This is a genomic window from Pseudoalteromonas sp. G5_S1_14_S5 (genome assembly GCF_054968605.1).
On the sequence record NZ_JBQKUM010000013.1, the window covers coordinates 1 to 21,215 of the forward strand.

The window sequence follows — 21,215 nt, forward strand, 5'->3', positions numbered from 1 at the left end:
GATAAAATAAAAAAGGCGACTATCATCGATAGTCGCCTTTTTAATCATTCATTTGTCTCGTTATTGATGGTGTACAGGGTCATCATCTAATGCATGGCTAGGTAAGGCATTCCAAACTGCCTTCACTAAGGTCGCCAGTGGAATTGCAAAGAACACGCCCCAGAAGCCCCAAAGTCCACCAAACACTAATACCGCCACAATAATCGCAACAGGGTGTAGATTCACAGCTTCAGAGAACAGAACCGGCACTAACACGTTACCATCTAGGGCTTGAATGATGCCGTAAGCCAATAACAGCCAATAGAACTGAGGCTCAAGCCCCCACTGGAACAAGCCAACAATGGCAACTGGCACGGTTACCGCCGCTGCCCCTATGTATGGGATCAATACCGAGAAACCGACAGCAACCGCGAGCAACACAGAGTAACGAAGATCTAAAATCGCAAAAGTGACATAACTGACGCTACCCACGATTAAAATCTCTAACACCTTACCTCGGATGTAATTCGAGATTTGTTCGTTCATCTCTTCCCATACTTTGGTCGCTAAGCGACGGTTTCGAGGAAGCACACCACTTGCCATTCTGAGCATCTCTTCTTTATCTTTCAGTAAGAAGAAAATAAGCAGTGGTACTAAGATAAGATAAACACCCAGCGTCGCTAAGCTAACCAAAGACGCTAGCGAGCCTTTCACTACACTCTCGCCCATACCTAACGCCTTGTTCTTCGCGTTAGACATTACAGACTCAACGATCTGCAAGTTAGCAAGCTCAGGGTAACGCTCTGGAATCGTCGCAATGAACTTCTGCAAGCTACCGTACATACTAGGAATATCATTGATTAGGTTACCCACTTGCTCCCAAATGGTTGGCACTAACCCGAATATCGCTAAAAGCATTAAGCTAAAGAACATCAAGATCACCAACATCACCGATGGCGTTCTTGGAACACCGAGTCGTTGAAGTTGAGTCACTGGCCACTCGAGCAAATAAGCCAAGACAATCGCCACCAATAAGGGTGCGATCAGGTGACCAAAGAAGTAGATAGTAATAAAGCCGAATAGAATGATGGCAACCAAACTGACAGCGTGTGGATCAGAGAAACGTCGTTTATACCAACGACTGACCATTTCAAGCATCTGACTGCGATTCCTTTTTAGTGACGAGGAGATGGTGGTAATTAGAACAAACCTCTGTCATGACAACATAAGCTTGCTTAGACAAAAACGTAACAATATCTTTCATCGAACTGTTATCTGATACATAAATTGACAAAGATTGCCCTACTTCTAACTTTACACTGTGACGCTTGGCTAATAATAACGCCATTGGGCAGCGCTCTTGGCGTAAATCTAGAATATTAGGTGTCATTCTTGGGCTCGATGCTTATTATAAGGGGCATATTGTAATCTGTTTTTGAAAACGTGCCATCATTGATTCATCTTCCTTCAGGATAGCGCACGCACTTAACAAAGGTTAAACCAGATCAAGAACCAATTTGCATTGCCCTTGTCTTACTGTCAGAAGAAACGGAGTATTACTGACTAATATGTTTAAACGCGCTCGTTCAATTGCTTGCTTATGCATCGCAGCCACATTAAGCACCCCAACGTTGGCTAACACCAACAGCTTGGATTTACCGGACATCGGCACCGCGGCTGGCGGCACGCTAACTATCGATCAAGAACTCATCTATGGTGATGCCTATATGCGCATCATCAGAAGCAGCCAGCCTGTCATCAATGATCCGGTTCTAAACCTTTATATCGACACACTAGGTCATCGCCTTGTCGCGAATGCCAATGACGTAAAAACACCTTTTCAGTTCTTTATGATCCGTGACCGCAACATCAACGCTTTCGCTTTCTTTGGCGGTTATGTTGCGCTGCACTCAGGCCTTTTCTTGCATGCAAAGTCGGAAAGTGAACTTGCATCTGTGTTAGCGCACGAAATCGCACACGTTACGCAGCGTCACTTAGCGCGTAGTATGGAAGATCAAGCGCGTCGCTCTCCTGCGACTATTGCAGCGCTTGCCGGCTCCATATTACTGGCGATTGCCGCACCTGAAGCCGGTATTGCGGCCTTAACCGCAACCACCGCGGGTAACATGCAGAGTCAAATCAACTATACTCGTAGTAATGAAAAAGAAGCCGATCGCTTCGGTATCAACACACTCGCAAAGGCTGGATTTGACGTCAACGCAATGCCACGCTTCTTCAGCCGTTTAGCTGATGAATACCGTTATGCCAGCACACCACCACCGATGTTGTTGACTCACCCATTACCAGAAGACCGTATTACCGACTCTCGTGCTCGCGCTCGCAGTTATCCACCGCTAAAGCTTGCTCCATCCTTAGATTACCACTTAGCACGAGCCCGAATCGTTGCTCGGTATGCCGGTATCAATAGTGAAGCTTCACTAGACTGGTTCTCACGCCAATTGAAAAAGGCACCAAAAGAGGTCATCCCTTCGTTAGAGTACGGACAAGCCTTGGTTTCCCTCGACTCTAAAAAATTTGATAAAGCTGAGACTATACTGACCAAGCTGATTACCAATGATCCGACTAACCTATTCTATTTGGATGCGATTTCTGATCTTCACATTGAACAGGAAAAGCCTGAGCTTGCCGTTAAGGAGTTAAAGTCTGCTTTGGTCCGTCAGCCAAACAACCCAGTTCTTACTATCAACTATGCAAACGCCTTGATTGAAAAAGAAGACTTTGCAGAGTCTGTCCGCGTATTACAACGTTATACACATGACAATCCGAATGACGCCAATGGCTGGTATCTGCTTTCAAAAGCGAACACAAGCCTTGGAAACAGTGATGAAGATCTTGCTGCTCGCGCTGAAATTTTGGCATTGCAAGCCAACTGGAACAAAGCAATTCAGTACTACACGCAAGCTAGTCAAATCGCAGAACTCGGTAGTTTGAAGCAAGCTCGCTACGATGCTCGAATTGATCAACTGATGATTCAGCGCGAGCGCTTCTTAGCACTGCAATAATCCTTGTATTACGCGAAAATAGCCAAAAGAACAAAGCTCAACGTATACAGTGAAGAGGCCAATAGCTGGCCTCCCCAGAAAATTAAATAAAAGATAATAATGAGGAAGAACCATGTCTGTCGTGATTTATCATAACCCACGCTGCTCAAAGAGCCGTCAAACGCTTGAACTGCTTGAAAAAAACGGCGTACAGCCTGAAGTAATCAAGTACCTAGACACACCTTTAACTGTTGAACAGCTAAAAGTACTGTTCACTCAGCTTGGTTTTAGCAGCGTTCGCGAAATGATGCGCACAAAAGAGACAGACTACAAAGAAGCGAACCTTGGTGATACTTCTGTATCTGATGAAGACCTATTTTCTGCCATGGCTGCGAATCCAAAACTGTTTGAACGCCCAGTAGTTGTAGCGAATAACAAAGCCAAGATTGGTCGTCCACCTGAGCAAGTACTAGAGATTCTGTAAGCGGCTATGAGCATCAACATTCTTGTTCTCTACTATAGTCGTCACGGCAACACACAAGCTCTCGCTAGACAGATAGCACGAGGGGTGGAATCCATACCTGAGTGTAAAGCTACGCTAAGAACCGTTAATGACGTGTACACAGTGGAAGAGCAGCCAGACTCTCACTATCAGCCCACAGACCCAATCGCCACGCTGCAAGAGCTCCGTTCTTGTGATGGCTTGGCGCTTGGCAGTCCGGTTTGGTTCGGCAATATGGCAGGGCCGATGAAGCACTTTTGGGATAGCACTACATCATTATGGATCAATGGCGATCTTATCGACAAGCCAGCTTGTGTATTTACTTCTTCTTCATCACTGCATGGTGGGCAAGAGACAACACAGCAAAGCATGATGCTGCCACTGCTTCACCATGGAATGTTAGTGGTAGGCATCCCTTACTCAGAGCCTGCATTGCATACCACTCAAACTGGTGGTACGCCTTATGGTGCAAGCAGCACAGGCGAAAGTGCTTCACTAAGCAAAGAAGAAATTGAGCTGGCGCAGAACCTAGGTAAACGCCTAGCGCGCATTGCGATAAATCAGAAGGGAATCTCTCAATGATGTACATGTCAGAGAAGGCGATGTCTCCTAAAACAAAGTTATTCCGATACCTAGCATTAGCAGGCAACCTATTACTGTTAGGTTGGGTTGTTGCTTGGCAAATGACGCTTTCACCACATCCTCACCTAGATAATGTCACGCTCGCTATCGTTTGGGCGGTGCCGTTACTGTTGCCATTACCTGGCATTTTAATCGGGAAGCCTTATACGCACGCTTGGGCAAACTTCATCTTAATGCTCTACTTCCTACACGCATTGACCATTTTATACATAGATGGTGGTGAGCGCTTATTAGCCGCTGTTGAGCTACTGCTAACCACGATCGGCTTTGCCGGAAACATCTTATTTACCCGTTTCCGAGCCAAAGAGTTAGGCATCAAGCTTAAGCGCCTTTCTGAAGTAGAAAAGAAAGAGAAAGCGAAGTTCGAGCAATAAGATTAGTTTCGGCATACCCGATCAGCTAGCTAGCACAAACAATAACGAACAAACAAAAAGCCCTGCGAGATTTCTCTAGCAGGGCTTTCTTTTTTATTTATCTTCGTCTACCTACTCTCCGTATAGACGATGAATGTCAGCAATTGCCTAACTGCGGTTCCACTCGTATACCAAGCTTGGTTTTGCATGCTGTGGAGCTGCGGCTTCTTGTACTTCGCTACTCGTTAACTCTAGATTAGCGTCTGAACCAGCTAGCGAATCATCACCAACAACTTCATTACCTTTGATCACTTGAACACCAGTATCTGCGTCAGTTGCTGTTACTTCAGTATCAACAGCAGCTGTTGAATCATCGCCTACCGACATGGTGTTGTCTTGTGTTTCAAATTCTGGGCTGACTTCTGGTTCAATGTAAGAGTCTTCAACCTTCGTAACTTGGCGAATACTTGTCACTTCTTGCTCAAACTCTTGTTGAGTCGACAGCAAATGAATACGGAACGTCACTTCGTTGTTTTGAATCTTAAGAATATCTAGGCTAGCAACCGAATTTAGACGTTTAAGTGCATTCTCTAACTGGAAGAAGTCTTGCGCATTATTCAAACTAATAAACTGAGTTAGAATCGACTCTGATGACTCACTCGCCACCGTCACCGCGCTTTTACCCGCGTAGTAGTTACTGACTTGATCAACGAGCTTCTTAGAAGCCATCTCGCTGTTACCCGAAACTGAACCTGTGATTGGTGCCGTTGGCGCGCTGGTTAGCTGGCTTGGTTTTTGGTCGTACAGCGTCCAACGCAATCCTGAAGATTGAGCTTTGATCACTAACACTGCATCAACTGGGTAGCGTTGACTTGCTCGACTGATCGGTGAAACAAAGCTGCCCCACAAATCTGAGGTCGCGATACCAGTAATATCATCGAAGTCACCGACAGGAAAAGTCAAAGGCAAACCACGATCTTTTGCACTAGCTTGCATCTGAGCAGCAAGTGGTGAGTTCGAGTGCTCCCACACAATGCTCTTATCGAAGCTGTCTTCTTCCACCAGCCAAACCAAGATGTTTGAGCGAGTTTCAGGCCAATACGGCAGTTGTGCTTGAGTCAGTAGAGAACGAATTTGGGCGCCATTAAAGCGCATACGCAATGTTGATTGGTCATTGCGCTCACCAAAACTCATTTGAGACATGTACTGCGCACTCTTACGCATCGCTTTTTGGATGGTCTCATTTGAAGCAACGTCAGTTTGGCCAGTCGCACGTATCAATACCTGCTCCATACCGATATTTCTTGCCACTTGTTCTGGTTGTTTGTCTTCGGCGTTAATCGCAACTTCAGCACTAAAGATATCTACTTTAGTTAAGGCGTAACTCGGGAAGGCTAATAGTCCCATCAACAACAATGCTATGTAGCGCATATTGATCCTAATATTCAAAGCTTGTGCCTTGATGATAAGCAACTATGGATTGAGGGGCAAGATCGTTAGCGCCTACTGTGTTTAATAACCAAAAAATATCACCTAACCATGATAAAGCGCTAACTTATAAACCGAATTTTCGGACCTTGTTCGATATAAAACATCACTATGATAAATAAATTTGATCTATTTTGTGTAGCAATCGATTGCCAAGTGATAGAATCGCGCGAATTTTATTTTTCACTTTTCATATAACGACCAATCTAAGGACATATCATGAAAAATGCATTGCAAGGTGCACAAATGCTGTTTGTAGCTTTTGGTGCGCTTGTACTCGTGCCGCTACTGACAGGACTTGATCCTAACGTTGCACTCTTTGGCGCAGGTATCGGCACCCTTTTATTCCAACTTATTACACGCCGTTCAGTGCCAATCTTCTTAGCGTCTTCTTTTGCATTCATCGCGCCTATCATGTTTGGTATTCAAACTTGGGGTATTGGCGCAACCATGGGCGGCCTTATGGCAGCAGGTGTTGTGTATGTATTAATGGGGGCTCTTATCAAAGTGAGAGGCGTTGGCTTCATCCATAAGCTACTTCCACCTGTGGTTGTTGGCCCTGTGATTATGGTGATTGGTTTAGGCCTAGCACCAGTTGCGGTAAACATGGCGCTAGGTAAGACAGGCGATGGCGCTGTTCAACTTGTTGATGCAGACGCAGCACTTTGGATCTCATCAGTTTCCCTACTGGTTACCGTCATCATCAGCGTATTCTCGAAGGGTTTCCTAAAGCTACTGCCTATCTTTGGTGGGATAATCGCAGGTTACATTACAAGTCTATTCTATGGAGCAGTAGACTTCGCACCCGTTGCACAAGCATCTTGGTTAGCGCTACCAAACTTTACGATGCCTGAGTTCAACATCAACGCTATCTTCTTCATGGTATTTGTCGCGATTGCACCAGCCGTAGAGCACGTGGGTGACATGCTTGCAATTTCTAACGTGACGGGTAAAGACTACCTTAAGAAACCAGGTCTACATCGCACAATCACAGGCGATGGTGTAGCGACCATTGCAGCTTCTATGCTGGGCGCTCCGCCAAACACAACCTACAGTGAAGTAACTGGCGCGGTAATGCTAACAAAAGCATTTAACCCGGTGATCATGACTTGGGCTGCAGTCACCGCTATCGTTCTTGCATTGGTAGGCAAACTGGGCGCACTTCTGCAAACCATTCCAGTTCCAGTGATGGGTGGCATCATGATTCTTCTGTTTGGTTCTATTGCAACAGTCGGCTTGAATACGCTAATCAAAAACAACGTTAACCTGCACAAATCGCGTAACCTTGTGATTGTGGGTATTACCCTAGTATTCGGTATTGGCGGCATGGCATTTGGCATCGGCGATTTCAGCCTACAGGGCGTAAGCTTGTGCGGTATCGTGGCGATTCTACTTAACCTAGTCCTTCCTGAGGAGTTAGGCGACAACACAGTGGTAGACAAAGCTCAAATCGACTAATGGTTGAACCTGGTTAGATTCCACAAAATTTAAGATCAAAAAAGGGAGAGCATCGAATGCTCTCCCTTTTTATTAATACGGATAATTAAGTCAATTCAGAAGTTTGAAACAACCGAATCCATTTAACCTATAAACCGAATTACTTAGTACCGAAGATCTTATCTCCAGCATCGCCAAGGCCAGGAACAATGTAGCCCTTATCGTTTAGCTTCTCATCGATTGCAGCAGTGTAAAGCTCAACATCTGGGTGCGCTTTTTCTAGAGCCGCGATACCTTCTGGAGCCGCTACAAGCACAAGAATCTTGAAGTGCTTACAACCTTTTTCTTTCATTAGGTCGATAGTCGCGATCATAGAACCACCTGTTGCAAGCATTGGGTCTACCACTAGAGCAATACGCTCATCGATGTTAGATGCAAGCTTGTTGAAGTATGGTACTGGCTCAAGCGTTTCTTCGTCACGGTAGATACCAACAACACTGATACGTGCACTTGGGATGTGCTCAAGAACGCCGTCCATCATGCCTAGACCAGCACGTAGAATTGGCACTACTGTTACTTTCTTACCTTTAATTTGGTCAACTTCAACTGGGCCGTCCCAACCATTAATAGTTACACGCTCAGTTTCAAAGTCTGATGTCGCTTCGTATGTTAGAAGGCTACCCACTTCTGTCGCTAGCTCACGAAAACGCTTAGTGCTAATCTCACCTTCACGCATCAGGCCAATTTTATGTTTTACTAGCGGGTGTTTCACTTCAACAACTTTCATTTCCAACTCCGGCAATATTTAAATAAACCTGCAGATTATACACGAACTCTGTGGTTATTTCAGAATCTTTATTCTAATAAAAAAAACCGCGCAAACGTTTGCCCTTCATATTCAAGCCCTGTTAGAATAGCGCCGTTTTCACATCCAACTTAAGTTCGAGGACTATCCCGTGAGTGGTAATACTTCTTCTCTAAGCTACAAAGACGCTGGTGTTGATATCGACGCAGGTAATGCACTAGTAGACCGTATTAAAGGTGCGGTAAAACGCACTCGTCGCCCTGAAGTAATGGGCGGTATTGGTGGCTTTGGCGCCCTATGTGAACTTCCAACGAAATACAAAGAGCCTGTACTTGTTTCAGGTACTGATGGTGTTGGTACTAAACTTCGCCTTGCTTTGGATCTGAAAAAACACGACACCATTGGTATCGACCTAGTGGCAATGTGTGTGAACGACCTAATCGTTCAAGGTGGTGAACCTCTATTCTTCTTAGACTACTACGCAACAGGTAAGCTAGATGTAGATACAGCTGCAGATGTTGTTTCTGGCATCGCTGAAGGTTGTGTTCAAGCTGGTTGTGCACTAATCGGTGGTGAAACCGCTGAAATGCCAGGCATGTACGAAGGCGACGACTACGATGTTGCTGGCTTCTGTGTTGGTGTAGTAGAAAAAGCGGACATCATCGACGGTACTAAAGTAGCAGCTGGCGACGCACTTATCGCTGTTGGCTCAAGTGGCCCACACTCAAATGGTTACTCTCTAATTCGTAAAGTACTGGAAGTATCTGGTGCAGATAAGAACGAAGAGCTAGAAGGTCGCACTATCGGTGAGCACCTACTAGAACCAACTAAGATTTACATCAAATCAGCACTTAAGATGATCGCAGAGCATGACATCCATGCTATCTCGCACATTACTGGTGGTGGTTTCTGGGAAAACATCCCACGCGTACTTCCGAAAGGTACTAAAGCAGTGATTAATGGTAAGAGCTGGGAATGGCCTGCTATCTTCAACTGGCTACAAGAGAAAGGCAACGTGGAAACATTTGAAATGTACCGCACTTTCAACTGTGGTGTAGGCCTCGTTGTTGCTCTACCTAAAGACCAAGCAAACGCTGCAGTTGAACTACTGAAAGCTGAAGGCGAAAACGCTTGGGTTATCGGTCAGATCGCGAACGCGGAAGCTGGCGAAGAACAAGTTGAAATCAACTAAATGAGCACTTCACTTAATTAATCAATGAGGACCTAATGGTCCTCATTTTGCTATTTGGCCCGCAGAAAACCTTAGTTTATGTAGGTAGATTGTAAACAGTTCAATTAATCAATCATATGACCCACTTTATGAAAAACAATCACTCTCAGAAAACCACTCAGTCTCAGAAAAATATCGTTGTGTTAGTTTCAGGAAGCGGCAGTAACTTGCAGGCGATCTTAGATGCATGTGATAGCAATATGATTGATGCCTCAGTCAAAGCTGTGTTCTCAAACAAGGCAGAGGCATTCGGCTTAGAACGAGCAAAAAATGCAGGCGTCGATGCACGCTCAGTGAACCCAAAAGATTTCGGCTCGCGTGAAGCGTTTGATCATGAGTTGATGATTCAGATCGACGCCTATCAACCAGACTTAATCGTACTGGCAGGCTATATGCGTATCTTGAGTTCAGAATTTGTTCGTCACTACGCAGGAAAAATGGTCAATATCCACCCTTCTCTATTACCTAAATATCCTGGTTTACATACTCACCAACGTGCGATTGATTCAAAAGACAAAGAACACGGCACGAGTGTGCACTTTGTAACAGAAGAGCTTGACGGTGGTCCTGTTATCTTACAAGCCAAAGTTCCTGTGTTTGAGGACGATGATGCCAAGCTGCTAGCGGGGCGAGTACTCACTCAAGAGCACGCAATCTATCCGATGGTTTGTAAGTGGTTCGCAGAAGACCGTTTATCTATGGTTGATGGACAAGCGGTGTTAGACGGAAAAGTGCTAGGCAAACACGGTTACGCACAAGAGTAGTATCGAGAATACAAAAAGGCCGTTAACTGACAAGCGCAGTTAACGGCCTATTTTATCGAATCAAGTGATGAGAAGTTTAGCTCAATGGTTCAGAAGGCGCTTGGCTTGCAACCTTTTTAGGGGCATAAGCGACATCTTCCAACTCTTTGTGGTTATTACCAATCAATTCACCAGAATGGAACAAGGCGTATTCACCCGGCTTCATTCTAAACCACTCTTCATTACCAGTAAGGGGTTGAGTAGCCACTACCGTCACCACATCATTCGGTGTGGTTTCTTCTTGGAAGTTAATCTCGACGTCTTCATCGATCAAGCTCGCATTACCAAAAGGCGCGCGTCTCGTAATCCAGTACAAGTGATTGGTACAGTATGTCATTACATACTCACCATCGCTCAACAACATGTTGAAAACGCCTTTCTCTCGCAGCTTATCGCAACACTCAGCAACAAAGCGGAACATGCCTTCCATGTCTTGTGGTGGTTCAGGAAAACGCTCTTCTAGTTGCTTAAGTAACCAACAAAATGAACGCTCGCTGTCAGTTTCACCAACCGGTCTAAAACGCCCACTCACTAAGTCATCGTAATCTGAGAGTTGGCCATTGTGAGCAAAGGTCAAGTATCTTCCCCAAAGCTCACGAGTGAAAGGGTGTGTATTCTCTAGATTAACGCCACCACGGTTGGCTTGACGGATGTGACTGACAACAGCTTGGCTTTTAATTGGGTAGTTTTGAACCAATTCAGCAATCTTAGACTCACAGCTAGGGTTAGGATCTTTAAAGGTACGAAAGCCCTTCCCCTCATAAAAGGTAATCCCCCAACCATCACGATGTGGGCCAGTATTGCCACCGCGCTGCATAAGACCAGTGAAGCTAAAACAAATATCCGTTGGCACATTCGCGCTCATACCGAGCAATTCACACATGGTTTAATCTACTCCCTATTAAAACCAATAGAGCCACAAACCTAGGCTCTATATGTCTGTAAAACTGTTATTCCATCTCTTTTTCAACAAGCTGAATCACAATATGGATGATCTTGATATGAATCTCTTGGATACGATCTGCGTAACCAAAATGTGGTACTCGAATTTCGATATCCGCACAACCCGCCATTTTACCGCCGTCTTTACCAGTCAGAGCAATCGTCTTCATGCCTTTCGCTTGAGCTGCTTCAATGGCTTTTAGGATATTGCCTGAGTTACCAGACGTTGATAGACCGAATAGCACATCGCCTTTACGGCCAACCGCTTCTACATAACGAGAAAATACGTGGTCGTAGCCGAAGTCATTACTTACACAAGATAAGTGGCTAGGGTCAGAAATCGCAATACCAGCGTAACCTGGGCGGTTTTCACGGTATCGGCCAGTCAGCTCTTCTGCGAAGTGCATTGCATCACAGTGTGAACCACCGTTACCACAAGAAAGCACTTTACCTTCCTGTTTGAATGAGTCAGCAATCATTTTTGCCGCTGCTTCAATTTGAGCAATATTATGATCATCACTCAAAAACTTGTTAAGAACGTCAGCAGCTTCGTTCAATTCACTTTTGATTAGGTCTTGGTACATAAGGCTTATCTCTTATTTGTATGACGCAGCTTAGCGTGCGCGATATGAGAGCTGAGGTTTTTCCCCTCTTTTACCTGAGTTTACCCACAAACATGAAATAGTGTCGACAGTTAAGCAGAAAGATTGCACCTTAATTAGCCAGCCACTACAAATCCGTCCAAATAATCACCACCAACCTCTCACAATTAGAACTTTAACTCTACTCAGATCACTTTTTACCCAACTTTGAGTTTTACAAATATTTAATATTCTGTTTACACTTGACTGGTTAGACCTCTTACCTAAACTTAATAACAATAAGTGATCTCTGAAAAGGAAATCGATCATGAATATATTGCTCTCACTACTCGGCATGACAGCTATCTTAGGTGTCTGTCTCTACCACAGAGTTAACTTGGTACGCACATTAATCGCACTAACTGGCGCAATGGTAGCTTTAACACTATTCGGCGACGTAGCGGTTACTGGCTGGCTTTGTTACCTATTAGCGGTTGCTATTTTGGCTGTACCAACCATTCGACAAACTCTCATCAGCCAAAAAGCACTTTCTGTATTTAAGAAAGTACTGCCGGCGATGTCTCAGACAGAAAAAGAAGCGTTGGAAGCAGGTACTGTTTGGTGGGAAGCAGAGCTATTCAAAGGCAAACCTGAATGGAAAAAACTACAGAACATCGCTGACCCAAAACTATCTGAAGCCGAACAAGCGTTCCTCGATGGTCCAGTAAACACAGTGTGTGAAATGGTCAATGATTACCAGGTCACTCATGAGCTTGCTGATTTACCACCAGAAGTATGGCAATACCTAAAAGACCACAAGTTCTTCGCGATGATCATCAAGAAAAAATACGGTGGCTTAGAATTCTCAGCTTATGCTCAGTCTTTGGTTCTACAAAAACTAACGGGTGTATCTAGCGTACTGTCATCAACCGTTGGTGTACCGAACTCGTTAGGACCAGGTGAGCTGCTGCAACACTACGGTACTGAAGAGCAGAGAAACCACTATCTTCCGCGCTTGGCTGAAGGTAAAGAGATCCCGTGTTTTGCTCTAACTAGCCCAGAAGCAGGTTCTGATGCGGGTTCAATCCCAGATTACGGTGTGGTTTGTAAAGGTGAGTGGCAAGGCAAAGAAGTTCTTGGTATGCGCCTAACTTGGAACAAGCGCTACATCACTCTGGCACCGGTTGCGACCGTATTGGGTTTGGCCTTTAAACTGCACGATCCAGAAGGCTTACTGGGCGACCAGCAAGATCTTGGTATCACCTGTGCTCTTATCCCAACCGATTTGAAAGGCGTGGAGATTGGCAACCGCCACTTCCCACTGAACGTTCCTTTCCAAAACGGCCCAACGCGAGGTGACGATATTTTCGTTCCTATCGATTTCATCATTGGCGGTCAGAAAATGGCAGGCCAAGGTTGGAGAATGCTGGTTGAATGTCTGTCAGTGGGTCGTGGTATCACACTGCCATCAAACTCAACCGGTGGCATCAAAACAGCAGCGCTTGCAACTGGTGCTTACGCTCGTATCCGCCGTCAATTTAAGCAACCAATTGGTCGCATGGAAGGGGTTGAAGAGCCGCTGGCACGTCTAGGTGGTAATGCTTATGTCATGGATGCAGCGAGCAACCTGACCGTTGCAGGTATCGACCTTGGTGAAAAACCTTCGGTTATCTCTGCAATCGTGAAGTATCACTGTACGCACCGTGGCCAACGCAGCATCATCGATGCAATGGACATCGTAGGTGGTAAGGGTATTTGCTTAGGCCCATCAAACTTCCTAGCTCGTGGCTACCAAGGCTCGCCAATTGCGATTACCGTTGAAGGTGCAAACATCCTGACTCGTTCAATGATCATCTACGGTCAAGGTGCGATTCGTTGCCACCCTTACGTTCTTAATGAAATGGAAGCAGCATACTCAGAAAGTAGCGATGCGCTTGATAAGTTTGATTCAGCGTTAGCAGGACACGTTAGCTTTACACTAAGTAACCTAGTTCGTAGTTTGTGGTTTGGTTTAACTGATGGCCGTGGTTCGGACACGCCAAAACCAGCCAATAGCACAGATAAACAGACAAAACGCTACTACCAACAGCTGAACCGTTACAGTGCTAACCTAGCGCTACTGTCTGACATTTCAATGGCTGTATTAGGCGGTTCACTAAAACGTAGAGAGCGCCTATCTGCTCGTCTAGGTGATATCCTGAGCCAACTATACCTAGGTTCTGCGACACTAAAACGCTTTGAAAGCGAAGGCAGTAATGCAGAAGACCTACCACTAGTACACTGGGGTATGCAAGACAGCTTGCGTCAAACTGAAGTAGCAATTGATGAGTTCTTAGCAAACTTCCCAAACCCAGTGGTTGGACGCCTTCTGCGTGTTGTATTGATGCCATTTGGCCGTATCCGTCGCGCACCAAACGACAAACTGGATAGCCAAGTCGCACACATCCTACAAACACCGAGTGCAACACGCTCACGTATCGGCCGTGGTCAATACTTAGCGGATACTCAATACAACGCGGTAGGTAAAGTTGAGAAAGCATTGGAGGTCATTCTTCAAGCTGAACCTCTGTTCGATAAAGTTTGTAAAGAGACGCATCAGAAACGCGCCTTCCTAAGACTGGATTTGGTCGCTCAATTAGGTCTTGAGAAAGGTATTCTGACAGAGAAAGAAGCGGCACTGTTAGAGAGTGCAGAGCAACATCGACTGTACACCATCAATGTTGATGACTTCTCACCAGAGGAGCTGGCAGCAAAGCCACAGTATCCAGACCAATCGATTGATAACGTAGCTTAGATTTTGTTTTAGAAACAAAAACGGGACTCATTTGAGTCCCGTTTTTTTGTTCAAAATATAGGTGCTTGTATTTGACCCAAGTCAGCTATTAAGTAGCTCTCTTAAAACAACTCTATCACGTTGGGAATTACTTGGGTGCCTTAAGTTGCATCTCTGGTTGAGCTCTTTTCTTAGCAGTCACCTTGCGAACCACAAACCAAATCAACAAGCCCAAAATAATCGCAACCACATTACCAACCCCAATAATGATCAAACTGCGCTTTCTATCTTCTTCTCGCTTCTTCAGTATCATCATTTCAGTGGCAATTCGCTTCTGCTCAGCTAATGCCTCTTCTTGAAAACGGCGGGATTCCGCTAAATCAATATCTTGAACCACGCTGTAAGAGTGCTCAGTAATCGGAAACGTCAGTGCACGCTGGCTAGAAGCATCGGTGGCATATACCATTCCCGACCAGTTATAAATCCCAATTTCACCATTGTAAGGGATCTCCAAAGGCACCTTCATCGCATCGACATCCGCTTGGCCTTGCTTAAACATCACAAACTCATCTGGTGCTTTGTGCTCAACGTGCACCGCTAACGAACTCGGTGCTATCATGCCTTGCTCACCAGAGACCACAATTGTATGAGATAAACCTTCTTTACGAGACTGAATAAAGGTAGTCGTGATTGGTGTTGGGTAAACCAAGACTTCTTGCTCTTGCGCTCGCAAAAACACACCGTTACCGGAAGTTATGCGCGCACGGTATTTGCCCGGCTCGATATCGATAGGCAAAGAGACAGTGAAGACGCCATCCCCTGCTTTCTCATCAAGATCAACGCCATCGTCAGCGAACTCGCCCATCACAACTGGAACTGGGCGCGCTTCTCTCACTAGGGATTCTTCGTTTTCGACAAATTTGGTAAACGTTACCTTTAGTTTTACACGATCAAGGAAATCACGGAGCACCAAAGGCTTACCGTCAGAGGTGAGACGGGCGGTAAACTTGATGCGCTCGGTTTGGTACAACTTATCTGGAAACTCGTTAGCATCCAAAACAAGGTGAGACAGTAGCTTGATATTGTTCTTAGGAGATACCTTACCTACCGCTTGCCATGGGCCTGGCATCGGCTGATCAATAGAGACAATGTCCATTGAGGATTCTTCATACCAACGGACATTATCAGCGTTACGCCAAGAGTAGTATTTCTTGCCGTCAGGACGAACTAAGACGACAGGTTTAGAGTTATCGGCTCGATAAATTATAAAGGTAATTTGTTCTATGCTTGGATCAACTCGGAATCGGTTGTCCAATAAACTCATTACGGATTCTGTTGCCGCGTGCAAGCTAAAGCTTAACAGCAGCAAACAACCGGTAGCCAATACCCTTAACATACTTTCTCCCTACTGACGCCAGAGGCAACTTCCGCTTTTCTCGACGAGATCTAAACGACTTTGATGCGCTTCTACTTCATCGGCCGTTGCTCGTAAAACCTTTAGGGGTTTTCGACCACTTTCTACTCTTCGGATACTTTCTACGCCACCTTCTTGCTGATCAGCGTTAAATTGCAGTGACGTTTGTCCACCCGTCATCAATAAATAGACGTCAGCTAGGATCTCCGCATCGAGCAAAGCGCCGTGAAGAGTACGGTGCGAGTTATCGATGCCATAACGTTCACATAAGATATCTAGGTTGTTTCTTTTACCCGGGAATATCTTTTTCGCCATGTCCAGGGTATCGGTAACTTTACAGTAATCGTCTGTCTTACCGATCGTAGGGTCCAGTTTCTCAAACTCATAGTCCATGAAGCCGGTATCGAAGGGCGCGTTGTGAGCCACCAGCTCAGCGCCTTTGATGAAGTCGAGAAACTCTTTATGGATGTCTTGGTATTCAGGCTTATCAACCAAGAATTCATCAGTGATACCGTGAACGCCAATCGCCTCTTCTTGAATAGCGCGATCTGGCTTGATGTAAACGTGAAAGTGGCGCCCAGTTAACTTACGGTTGATGATCTCTACGGCACCGATCTCTACGATGCGGTGACCCATGTAATGAGGACCACCTTCGGTATTCATACCGGTTGTTTCGGTATCGAGTACGACGATACGCTTGTTTTCATTCGAACTATTTTTTTCGTTCGCGGTTTGTTCTGGAGTGCTACTGGTATTCATAAGGATAACTGTGTCAGACTATGCCGATAATGTGCTTGAGGTAATAGTATCAAATCATGACGAAACAAGTTGAAATTTTCACTGACGGTTCTTGTTTAGGCAATCCAGGGCCTGGCGGCTATGGCATCGTACTTCGCTACAAGAAAGTAGAGAAGACGCTCGCGCAGGGCTATACCCTAACGACCAACAACCGCATGGAAATGCTCGCTGCTGTTGTAGCACTACAAACCCTCAAAGAGCCGTGCTCGGTGATTCTGACTACCGATAGCCAATATGTTCGTCAAGGCATTACACAGTGGATACATAACTGGAAAAAGCGCGAATGGAAAACCGCCGACAAAAAGCCGGTGAAAAATGCCGATCTTTGGCAAAAGCTCGATAAAGAGACAGCACGTCACACTGTCGATTGGCGTTGGGTGAAAGGACACGCAGGTCACCGAGAGAATGAGATGTGTGATGAGCTAGCTCGTACCGCCGCAGAAAACCCAACCCAAGAAGACACGGGCTATCAGCCAAGCTGATATTGGGAGCGGATAAGGATATCCGATAGCAAAAAGCCGACTACGAGTCGGCTTTTTCTGTTTTTAGCGGGCGCAGCGCACGAATGGAATGCAACGTGCAGCGAGTATCTGTCCTAAAGCTAGCACCAACCGGAGAGAAGCGTCGCTTGAGATGCCAATGTGGCTTAATAGGCTTGAGTGGATAAGTACGCTTGCGAGCAACGATAAAGTATTGGCTTCCAGTAAACGAGGTACAGCTGCCTAATGCGTTCTCAAGCCAAGTCCACATCGCTTGATACTTACTCATAGGGAACAATGCATAAGTATCACAATGAATCACTTCATAATTCAGAACGCCCAACCAGTCTTTGACGCGACTTGGCGTATACATTCGCCCACTCCACGGTAAACTGTTCTTACGCCACGGCATTAAGCTAGCAAGCCCGGTGACACTGAATGGGTTAAAGCCGGTGATGATAATGTAGCCATCGTCCATCATCACTCGGTCGACTTCTCTTAATAACCGATGTGGGTCATTGCTATAATCTAATTGATGACTAAGTACCACAACATCAAAACTTTTCTCCAAAAAGGGCAAATTATAGCCATCCGCTATCACATTATGTAATGGGTTCTGGATATCTAGGTTTACTTGATGTTGAATGTTGCATGTGCAACTGGAAATCTCACTGCTGAGACCGCCGAGCTTGAGCATATGGTAACCAAATAACTTTGGGCACCACTCATCGAGTCGAGTTTGAATTGATTCTCTCAACCAGTCCCCATTGTGCAATTGTGCCCAAGTGTAAGGACGCTCAAACTTCTTTCTGCTACGTGCTGGCTTCATCAATAATCTGTCTCACTTATTCTGTCGCACTGAAAGTGACTGGAGAACCAATAATGTTACATATCAAAAGCATACCTGCATTTAACGACAATTACATCTGGCTGATTGAAAATAGCGATCGCCGTTGTGCTGTCGTCGACCCCGGCGATGCAGCTCCAGTATTAGAGTACTTAGCACACCATGAGCTAACTTTAGATGCAATCTTGATTACGCACCACCACCACGATCACATTGGTGGCGTTCCAGAGTTAGTTAGACAATTCCCAGGTGTTGATGTCGTGGGTCCGATGAATGAGCCTATCCCAACATTGACACACCCAGTGGATGATGGAGACCAACTGGAGTTGTTTGGCGAAATATTCTTGGTTCTTGGGTTAAGCGGGCACACGGCGGGCCATATCGGTTACGTTGGTGATGCAAAGCTATTCTGTGGCGATGTACTGTTCTCAGCGGGCTGTGGTCGCATCATGGAAGGCACTCCACAACAGATGTTTGATGCATTAAATAAGATTACGGCGCTTCCTCAAGAAACCGAGGTCTATTGTGCACATGAGTACACAGCAGCCAATATTGCTTTCGCACTTGCAGTTGAGCCAGATAACCAACATTTGCAGCAATATCGCGACCAAGTGAACCGACTTCGCGCACAAAATAAGTCGACCATTCCCACAAATTTGAGACAAGAGAAGTTTGTGAACCCTTTCTTGCGCTACACCGAACCAAGTGTAGTGAAATCAGTATCTAACCGCACGGAACAGACCGATCCTTTGTCAGTATTTACCGCTCTACGTGCGTGGAAGAACGAATTTTAACAAATACAGACTTGTCACTTACAGGGAGTGGCAAGTATTATCATCGGCCGTTTATTAAAAAGGCTGTAACATGCGAGTTAAGTACAGCTGGGCTTTGGTATTACTACTATCTGGTTGCCAATTAACTCAGTCAGAGAATCCAGACCAAGCTTCCGAGCAAACCAACACACCTCCTACAGAAGTTTCTCAAGTGAACGTTTCACCTGAAGCGACCAAAGAAGAACAAAAAGTTGAAGCACCTGTCGTCACTCCACAAGCACAAGAAGATGTTTGGAAACGTATTGCGATGCAACTTGAAATGGAAGTACCAGACCAAAAGAAGGTCGACTACTACCGAACTTGGTATTTAAAACACCCTAGTCATCTAAAAACCGTCTCCAAGCGAGCTGAACCTTTCCTTTACTTGATCACCACCAAGATCGAAGAAAGAGACCTACCTTTAGAACTGGCACTGCTACCGGTTGTTGAAAGCTCATTCGACGCATTTGCCTACTCTCACGGCAGTGCCGCTGGCCTATGGCAATTCCTCGCAGGCACTGGTAAAGACTACGGACTTGAGCAGAACTTCTGGTATGACGGCCGCCGAGATGTTGCCGCTTCAACCGATGCTGCGTTAGATTTTCTAACCGACCTAAACAGACGTTTTGATGGCGACTGGCAACACGCAATCGCGGCATACAACAGTGGCGGTGGTCGTGTGAACAGTGCAATCCGTAAGAATAAGAAGCTTGGCAAACCAATCGACTTCTTCTCACTAGACCTGCCGAAAGAGACCAGTAGCTACGTACCTAAACTGCTGGCACTGGCAGACGTGATTGCCAACCAAGAAAAGTACGGTATTGATATTCCTACAATCCCAAACAAGCCTGTACTGACTCTGGTTAATCCAGAAGAGCAACTGGATTTGGCTATTGCTGCGAACTACGCAGGCATTCCAGTAAAAGAGCTACAAGGCTATAACCCTGCATATAACCAGTGGGCGACAGCACCAGAAAAGTATCAGAAGCTATTACTTCCTCTAGAATCAGTTGAAAAATTCAACAAAGAAGTAGCGGCCAATAAAGGCAAAGGCATGAAGCTGGTTCGTTATAAGGTTCAGTCTGGTGACAGTATCAGCGTACTGGCAAGCAAATACAACACCACCAGCAAGGTGATCCGCACTGCCAATGGTTTGACCAACAACAACATTCGTATCGGTCAACACCTACTGATCCCTACTTCGACCAAAGACGATAAGGCATACGCGCTAAGCGCTTCAAACCGCCTAGCAAGCACACAGTCAAAGAATCGCGGTCAATACAAGCTAACCCACAAAGTGAAAAGTGGTGACAGCTTATGGACCATTGCACGCGCCAACAAGGTATCTCACCAGTCGCTTGCGAAGTGGAATGGCATGGGACCACGTGACACCTTACGAATTGGTCAAGAACTGGTCATCTGGAAGAACGGTTCTGACGGCGCCATCATCCGTACCATCTTTTACAACGTAAGATCAGGTGACACAGTCAGCGGTATTGCATCAAAGTTCAAGGTAAAGAGTTCAGATGTTGTAAAATGGAACACTTTACAGAACCAGAAATACTTACAGCCAGGACAAAAGCTTAAGCTGTATGTTGATGTAACTAAGGTAAGTGTATGAACCCGTCAAGTAACCCACTCGTCATGCTGTTGGATATATTCCGTTCACCAACAGCTTGTTTCTTAGCGCTTTATCAGCGAAGTGCTTGGGGATGGCAACCCTACGCCGTATTAATGCTTAGCCCATTTTTATTTTGGGGTGCTTATTTTTCGAACGTGGATTTTGCTTGGTTAAGTGCAGAGCTATCTAAGCAATTAGCTCAAACAAACCCAGACCAGTTGGCGTTACTTGATAGTAATACCCTACTCGCCAGTGAAATCATCAGCGATGTGTTTAGCCGCACGCTCACTATCGTTCTTTTGGCATTTTGGCTTAACCTTGCAACCAAACCAAGCCAACATCAGCATAGCTTTTGGCGATGGTTTGCAGCAGCGTCAGTTATCATCTTCCCAGCAGTTTTAGGCGATATTGCGAGCTACGCAAGTCTAATCCTAAAGCACGGTCATGTGATGAACTTCGCCGCTGACTTGAACAGCTTAAACGGCTTAATCAAGTTACCGCTTACAAGTGATTGGTCACAATTTGCTAGCTCTTTACCACTGCTACTGCCTTGGTACATCGTACTTGGTTACGCGGCGGTATTAACGTGGACAGAGTTTGAGCGTGGACAAGCACTAGTGATTTCAGGCTTGCCGTGGATTGGCTATTACCTAATCTGGGCTATCTACATTTTAGTTTCGTAGATAACCGTTACTGAGTCTTAGCT

21 protein-coding genes are annotated in these 21,215 nt (G+C 45.5%); 12 read left to right on the top strand and 9 right to left on the bottom strand.

Annotation, left to right across the window (positions count from 1 at the left end; translation table 11 throughout):
* Positions 1-60: 60 nt before the first annotated feature.
* Both ACTRWI_RS05835 and ACTRWI_RS05840 read right to left on the bottom strand, forming a co-directional pair.
* A complete protein-coding gene (locus ACTRWI_RS05835; protein WP_499129857.1) occupies positions 61-1,137 on the bottom strand; it encodes an AI-2E family transporter in 1,077 nt (358 codons plus the stop codon).
* Positions 1,130-1,369 (bottom strand): sulfurtransferase TusA family protein, encoded by a 240-nt coding sequence (locus tag ACTRWI_RS05840; protein ID WP_004738640.1) that lies wholly within the window; start codon positions 1,367-1,369, stop codon positions 1,130-1,132. Before ACTRWI_RS05840 ends, ACTRWI_RS05835 begins: the two co-directional genes overlap by 8 nt.
* 178 nt (positions 1,370-1,547) lie before the next feature.
* On the opposite strand from ACTRWI_RS05840, the gene bepA reads away from it, so the two are divergent.
* The 4 genes from bepA (at position 1,548) to ACTRWI_RS05860 (ending at position 4,499) form a co-directional block, all read left to right on the top strand.
* Positions 1,548-3,002 (top strand): beta-barrel assembly-enhancing protease, encoded by a 1,455-nt coding sequence (gene bepA / locus ACTRWI_RS05845; RefSeq protein ID WP_499129858.1) that lies wholly within the window; start codon positions 1,548-1,550, stop codon positions 3,000-3,002.
* Positions 3,003-3,114: 112 nt separating this feature from the next.
* Positions 3,115-3,465: an arsenate reductase (glutaredoxin) gene (gene arsC / locus ACTRWI_RS05850; protein ID WP_499129859.1), complete on the top strand. Its 351-nt coding sequence runs from the start codon at positions 3,115-3,117 to the stop codon at positions 3,463-3,465.
* 6 nt (positions 3,466-3,471) lie between these two features.
* Entirely contained in the window at positions 3,472-4,065 is a 594-nt protein-coding gene (wrbA, locus tag ACTRWI_RS05855; protein WP_499129860.1) for an NAD(P)H:quinone oxidoreductase, read from the top strand.
* The gene (locus ACTRWI_RS05860) at positions 4,062-4,499 is read left to right on the top strand and encodes a DUF2069 domain-containing protein (protein ID WP_499129861.1); all 438 of its coding nucleotides are present in this window, start codon (positions 4,062-4,064) and stop codon (positions 4,497-4,499) included. The genes wrbA and ACTRWI_RS05860 overlap by 4 nt, the downstream gene beginning before the upstream one ends.
* A 147-nt stretch (positions 4,500-4,646) precedes the next feature.
* On the opposite strand, the gene ACTRWI_RS05865 is transcribed toward ACTRWI_RS05860, so the two are convergent.
* On the bottom strand, positions 4,647-5,909 hold the full coding sequence (locus ACTRWI_RS05865) for a DUF8605 domain-containing protein (RefSeq protein WP_499129862.1): 1,263 nt from the start codon (positions 5,907-5,909) through the stop codon (positions 4,647-4,649).
* A 276-nt stretch (positions 5,910-6,185) separates the two neighbouring features.
* Between ACTRWI_RS05865 and ACTRWI_RS05870 the strand changes: the two genes are divergently transcribed.
* Entirely contained in the window at positions 6,186-7,424 is a 1,239-nt protein-coding gene (locus ACTRWI_RS05870; protein WP_499129863.1) for a uracil-xanthine permease family protein, read from the top strand.
* 139 nt (positions 7,425-7,563) lie between these two features.
* Here ACTRWI_RS05870 and upp read toward each other — a convergent pair whose 3' ends face one another.
* Complete coding sequence (gene upp, locus ACTRWI_RS05875; protein WP_004738627.1) at positions 7,564-8,190, bottom strand: uracil phosphoribosyltransferase; 627 nt, start codon at positions 8,188-8,190, stop codon at positions 7,564-7,566.
* Positions 8,191-8,359: 169 nt separating this feature from the next.
* Here upp and purM point away from each other — a divergent pair, with 169 nt between their 5' ends.
* Positions 8,360-9,400, top strand: a complete 1,041-nt coding sequence (gene purM / locus ACTRWI_RS05880; protein WP_499129864.1) for a phosphoribosylformylglycinamidine cyclo-ligase — start codon at positions 8,360-8,362, stop codon at positions 9,398-9,400.
* A gap of 128 nt (positions 9,401-9,528) precedes the next feature.
* Positions 9,529-10,203 carry a phosphoribosylglycinamide formyltransferase gene (purN, locus tag ACTRWI_RS05885; RefSeq protein WP_499129865.1) on the top strand — a complete coding sequence of 225 codons (675 nt, stop codon included), beginning with the start codon at positions 9,529-9,531 and terminating at the stop codon, positions 10,201-10,203.
* A gap of 76 nt (positions 10,204-10,279) precedes the next feature.
* On the opposite strand, the gene ACTRWI_RS05890 is transcribed toward purN, so the two are convergent.
* Together ACTRWI_RS05890 and lpcA are read right to left on the bottom strand one after the other, a co-directional pair.
* Entirely contained in the window at positions 10,280-11,125 is an 846-nt protein-coding gene (locus tag ACTRWI_RS05890) for a class II glutamine amidotransferase (protein WP_499129866.1), read from the bottom strand.
* A gap of 67 nt (positions 11,126-11,192) precedes the next feature.
* Positions 11,193-11,768 (bottom strand): D-sedoheptulose 7-phosphate isomerase, encoded by a 576-nt coding sequence (gene lpcA / locus ACTRWI_RS05895; RefSeq protein WP_004738621.1) that lies wholly within the window; start codon positions 11,766-11,768, stop codon positions 11,193-11,195.
* A 325-nt stretch (positions 11,769-12,093) separates the two neighbouring features.
* Between lpcA and fadE the strand changes: the two genes are divergently transcribed.
* Positions 12,094-14,559, top strand: coding sequence for an acyl-CoA dehydrogenase FadE (gene fadE / locus ACTRWI_RS05900; protein ID WP_499129867.1), 2,466 nt, complete (start codon positions 12,094-12,096; stop codon positions 14,557-14,559).
* A gap of 127 nt (positions 14,560-14,686) precedes the next feature.
* On the opposite strand, the gene ACTRWI_RS05905 is transcribed toward fadE, so the two are convergent.
* Both ACTRWI_RS05905 and dnaQ read right to left on the bottom strand, forming a co-directional pair.
* A complete protein-coding gene (locus ACTRWI_RS05905; protein WP_499129868.1) occupies positions 14,687-15,934 on the bottom strand; it encodes a TIGR03503 family protein in 1,248 nt (415 codons plus the stop codon).
* A gap of 9 nt (positions 15,935-15,943) precedes the next feature.
* Complete coding sequence (gene dnaQ, locus ACTRWI_RS05910) at positions 15,944-16,711, bottom strand: DNA polymerase III subunit epsilon (RefSeq protein WP_499129869.1); 768 nt, start codon at positions 16,709-16,711, stop codon at positions 15,944-15,946.
* A 56-nt stretch (positions 16,712-16,767) separates the two neighbouring features.
* On the opposite strand from dnaQ, the gene rnhA reads away from it, so the two are divergent.
* Positions 16,768-17,232, top strand: coding sequence for a ribonuclease HI (rnhA, locus tag ACTRWI_RS05915; RefSeq protein ID WP_499129870.1), 465 nt, complete (start codon positions 16,768-16,770; stop codon positions 17,230-17,232).
* A 40-nt stretch (positions 17,233-17,272) separates the two neighbouring features.
* On the opposite strand, the gene ACTRWI_RS05920 is transcribed toward rnhA, so the two are convergent.
* The gene (locus ACTRWI_RS05920) at positions 17,273-18,058 is read right to left on the bottom strand and encodes a class I SAM-dependent methyltransferase (protein ID WP_499129871.1); all 786 of its coding nucleotides are present in this window, start codon (positions 18,056-18,058) and stop codon (positions 17,273-17,275) included.
* Positions 18,059-18,111: 53 nt separating this feature from the next.
* On the opposite strand from ACTRWI_RS05920, the gene gloB reads away from it, so the two are divergent.
* The 3 genes from gloB to ACTRWI_RS05935 all read left to right on the top strand — a co-directional run bounded on the left by gloB (position 18,112) and on the right by ACTRWI_RS05935 (position 21,192).
* Positions 18,112-18,870 (top strand): hydroxyacylglutathione hydrolase, encoded by a 759-nt coding sequence (gene gloB, locus ACTRWI_RS05925; RefSeq protein WP_499129872.1) that lies wholly within the window; start codon positions 18,112-18,114, stop codon positions 18,868-18,870.
* Between the two features lie 70 nt (positions 18,871-18,940).
* Complete coding sequence (locus tag ACTRWI_RS05930) at positions 18,941-20,509, top strand: LysM peptidoglycan-binding domain-containing protein (RefSeq protein ID WP_499129873.1); 1,569 nt, start codon at positions 18,941-18,943, stop codon at positions 20,507-20,509.
* Positions 20,506-21,192, top strand: a complete 687-nt coding sequence (locus ACTRWI_RS05935) for a YIP1 family protein (RefSeq protein ID WP_499129874.1) — start codon at positions 20,506-20,508, stop codon at positions 21,190-21,192. The genes ACTRWI_RS05930 and ACTRWI_RS05935 overlap by 4 nt, the downstream gene beginning before the upstream one ends.
* Positions 21,193-21,215: the final 23 nt, after the last annotated feature.

Coding starts and splice junctions, on each gene's coding strand:
- ACTRWI_RS05835 (WP_499129857.1), bottom strand. CDS start 1,137: ATGCTTGAAATGGTCAGTCGTTGGTATAAACGACGTTTCTCTGATCCA.
- ACTRWI_RS05840 (WP_004738640.1), bottom strand. CDS start 1,369: ATGACACCTAATATTCTAGATTTACGCCAAGAGCGCTGCCCAATGGCG.
- bepA (WP_499129858.1), top strand. CDS start 1,548: ATGTTTAAACGCGCTCGTTCAATTGCTTGCTTATGCATCGCAGCCACA.
- arsC (WP_499129859.1), top strand. CDS start 3,115: ATGTCTGTCGTGATTTATCATAACCCACGCTGCTCAAAGAGCCGTCAA.
- wrbA (WP_499129860.1), top strand. CDS start 3,472: ATGAGCATCAACATTCTTGTTCTCTACTATAGTCGTCACGGCAACACA.
- ACTRWI_RS05860 (WP_499129861.1), top strand. CDS start 4,062: ATGATGTACATGTCAGAGAAGGCGATGTCTCCTAAAACAAAGTTATTC.
- ACTRWI_RS05865 (WP_499129862.1), bottom strand. CDS start 5,909: ATGCGCTACATAGCATTGTTGTTGATGGGACTATTAGCCTTCCCGAGT.
- ACTRWI_RS05870 (WP_499129863.1), top strand. CDS start 6,186: ATGAAAAATGCATTGCAAGGTGCACAAATGCTGTTTGTAGCTTTTGGT.
- upp (WP_004738627.1), bottom strand. CDS start 8,190: ATGAAAGTTGTTGAAGTGAAACACCCGCTAGTAAAACATAAAATTGGC.
- purN (WP_499129865.1), top strand. CDS start 9,529: ATGAAAAACAATCACTCTCAGAAAACCACTCAGTCTCAGAAAAATATC.
- ACTRWI_RS05890 (WP_499129866.1), bottom strand. CDS start 11,125: ATGTGTGAATTGCTCGGTATGAGCGCGAATGTGCCAACGGATATTTGT.
- lpcA (WP_004738621.1), bottom strand. CDS start 11,768: ATGTACCAAGACCTAATCAAAAGTGAATTGAACGAAGCTGCTGACGTT.
- fadE (WP_499129867.1), top strand. CDS start 12,094: ATGAATATATTGCTCTCACTACTCGGCATGACAGCTATCTTAGGTGTC.
- ACTRWI_RS05905 (WP_499129868.1), bottom strand. CDS start 15,934: ATGTTAAGGGTATTGGCTACCGGTTGTTTGCTGCTGTTAAGCTTTAGC.
- dnaQ (WP_499129869.1), bottom strand. CDS start 16,711: ATGAATACCAGTAGCACTCCAGAACAAACCGCGAACGAAAAAAATAGT.
- rnhA (WP_499129870.1), top strand. CDS start 16,768: ATGACGAAACAAGTTGAAATTTTCACTGACGGTTCTTGTTTAGGCAAT.
- ACTRWI_RS05920 (WP_499129871.1), bottom strand. CDS start 18,058: ATGAAGCCAGCACGTAGCAGAAAGAAGTTTGAGCGTCCTTACACTTGG.
- gloB (WP_499129872.1), top strand. CDS start 18,112: ATGTTACATATCAAAAGCATACCTGCATTTAACGACAATTACATCTGG.
- ACTRWI_RS05930 (WP_499129873.1), top strand. CDS start 18,941: ATGCGAGTTAAGTACAGCTGGGCTTTGGTATTACTACTATCTGGTTGC.
- ACTRWI_RS05935 (WP_499129874.1), top strand. CDS start 20,506: ATGAACCCGTCAAGTAACCCACTCGTCATGCTGTTGGATATATTCCGT.